This window comes from Ilyobacter sp. (genome assembly GCF_041583315.1).
GTDB lineage: Bacteria > Fusobacteriota > Fusobacteriia > Fusobacteriales > Fusobacteriaceae > Ilyobacter.
The window spans coordinates 1-2715 of sequence record NZ_JBFHGC010000399.1 but is presented as its reverse complement, the minus strand read 5'-3'; the positions used below and the strand labels follow the sequence as shown (position 1 = coordinate 2715).

Sequence of the window (2715 nt, the reverse complement as noted above, 5' to 3'; positions counted from 1 at the left end):
GCCAGAGACTGCACATACAGCTCCGCAATAAGCAGAGAGTCTTCCCACATTTGTTTTTATATGTATAGTCAGCAGATGAGACAGTAAAAGTGATCTTATCATATTTTCTCTACTTATCCCCTTATCAAGACAATACCTTATAATAGGAAGTGATGCTGTCATCCCTTGATTACCGCTTCCGCTTGTGGTCATAACAGGAAGAGGACAGCCACTCATCCTGGCATCACTTCCTGCTGCTGCAAAACTTGCAGCCCTGTTTCTTTTGTCATCTCCATAATTTCCATTGTTTATGTTTTCCTGTATCATGGCTCCCACATTTACACCATAAGTTCCCTTCAAACCCTCTACGGCTATGGTACTGTTCAGTGATATAACCTTTTCAAATATTGGTTTTATTAATAAATAATCGATGGACTTTGCCAGATTATATATGAGCTCTACACTGAGTATTTTTCTGTCTGAAAGAGAGGAATTGAAATCGGAGTCATTGCAAGGTCTTGATATTATTGTACTACCGTTTCTTTTTATCTCTGTTATATTTGTATGGATATGTTTTATCTCTACACTTGCACTTTCATCTCCAGAAAAAGCCTCTACCCTCACATACAGCTTTACTCCGTTGTCCTCATGAAAGACATTTATTCTTCCATTTTTTATAAATTCTCTTATCTCTTGAAGTTTTGACCTCTCTATACTGCTTATCACCAAAAGCTCACGACTAGAATCTCCTGCCAAAGCTCCCAGAGCTGCAGATGCCTCTATACCTACCATACCTTCACTGTTTGGGACTATCACACTTTTTACATTTTTTATTATATTCCCGGAAACATAGATATCCAGCCTTTCCGGGGAAGATCCCAGTATCTCTACAGTCTTAGCAGCGGTATACGCTATTGCAATGGGTTCTGTACACCCTTCTGCAGGAACGATCTCTTCTTCAAGTATATTTAAAATTTGTTTTATTACTGTTTTATCCATCTCCATTACTATTCCTCCGCTTCATCATTAAATAAATATTTCAATAAATAATATAAAAATGTTATAATCGGTGTTATACAACAGTTCGTATAGTGTTTTATTTACTCTAATATATTAATCTGTAAACAGCAGTTGTGTCAAAATTATACTAAAAAACTGTAGTATAACAGTTGTGCAGGTGTTATACTGAATGAATGATAAAGGAGAAAACCATGAAAAAATTTAATATTTGCATAGATAAAGATAAAAAAACTCCTATCTACAAACAGATTTATGAATGTATAAGGATCAAGATTGACAGGTCTGAAATCGTTGAAAATACAAAGCTTCCTTCTATAAGACAGCTCTCTATAAAGTTTAAAATAAACAATCTCACCATTTTAAAAGCCTACAATCTCTTGGAGTCAGAAGGATACATATATAAAAAACAGGGATTGGGAGCCTTTGTAAAAAAGAAAGACCCTCTTCTTTATTTTAATCCTCCGAAGGAATTAATGGAAAGCTTTCGAAACAGAGAGTCAGAATATACAGGCCTTATAGATTTTGTAAGCGGTACTCCCTCTAAGGATATTCTCCCCTACGAAGAATTCAAAGAGATTACAAAGTCCATCCTTGAAAAAAGCGGAGCTGAAATTCTTGTGTATCCAGAAACTCAGGGATACAAAAAACTGAGGTGTTTTCTAAGCAATCACCTCAGAGAAAAAAATATAAATATTTCAGAAAAAAACATTCAGATAACCTCAGGTTCTCAGCAGGGACTCGATCTCATGATGAAAACTCTTCTCTCTGGAAGAAATAACAAAATAATTGTTGGAAACCCTACCTATCACGGAGCCCTCAATGCCTTTAGAAAAGAGTGTAATATCTTTGGAGTTTCATTAGAAGAAGACGGATTCAATCTTGAGGAGTTAGAAAATATTTTGTCTAAGGAAAACATAGCATTTATATACACTATGATAAATTTCCAGTCCCCAACAGGAATTTCATGGAGTAATAAAAAAAGAAAAAAACTTATAGAACTGGCAGAAAAATACAATACATATATTATAGAAGATGACTGCCTGTCTGATATCTACTTTACAGAAAAACCCAAAGTCTCATTAAAATCTCTGGATACTGAAAATAAAAGAGTTGTACTTATAAAGAGTTATTCTAAAGTTCTTATGCCTGGAATCAGATTAGGGTATATCATATTACCTGATCATCTTGTCAATAAAGTCATCTCTGCAAAATTCACTTCGGATATATCTTCATCTGGATTTGAGCAGAGAATTTTGTTAGAGTTTCTAGAAGGAGGGTATTTTAAAAAACACCTGGAAAAAATGAAAACTCTCTACCGGAGAAGGTACATATTTTTATGTGACATTCTCGCAGGTATAGACCTTTTGAAAGTAATATATCCTATAGAGGGTGGTTTTTATATTTGGATCGAGCTTCCTCAGAATATAAACAGTAATATCTTTTATATGAAATGCAAAGAAGAGGGAATATCTATTCTTCCAGGAAGCGTCTTTTCTTTAGGAGATGATCACAAAAATAATTTCAGACTCAGTTTTGCAGCTGCAGACAAAAAAGAGATTATAGAGGGTCTTTCAAGAATGGTCAAAATCATAAAAAATATGATGTAAATTCTGCTCCAAAACGAGAGTGTGAAATAATCTCTGTAAATAGGGTAATTTCTTCCTGTGGAAATTTTAAATTGAACAATATTTTAAATATTGCTTATACCATGAATAT

The 2715-nt window shown here is 34.1% G+C and carries 2 protein-coding genes; one reads left to right on the top strand and one right to left on the bottom strand.

Annotation, left to right across the window (positions count from 1 at the left end):
* Positions 1 to 978: serine dehydratase subunit alpha family protein (locus tag ABZA26_RS12015; protein ID WP_372714756.1), on the bottom strand; the 978-nt coding region annotated here is incomplete at its 3' end.
* A 212-nt stretch (positions 979 to 1190) separates the two neighbouring features.
* Between ABZA26_RS12015 and ABZA26_RS12010 the strand changes: the two genes are divergently transcribed.
* Positions 1191 to 2606: a PLP-dependent aminotransferase family protein gene (locus tag ABZA26_RS12010; RefSeq protein WP_372714755.1), complete on the top strand. Its 1416-nt coding sequence runs from the start codon at positions 1191 to 1193 to the stop codon at positions 2604 to 2606.
* Positions 2607 to 2715 lie beyond the last annotated feature (109 nt).

What these genes read in the sequence shown, in the direction of transcription:
- ABZA26_RS12010 (WP_372714755.1), top strand. Translation starts at nt 1,191, where the DNA reads ATGAAAAAATTTAATATTTGCATAGATAAAGATAAAAAAACTCCTATC.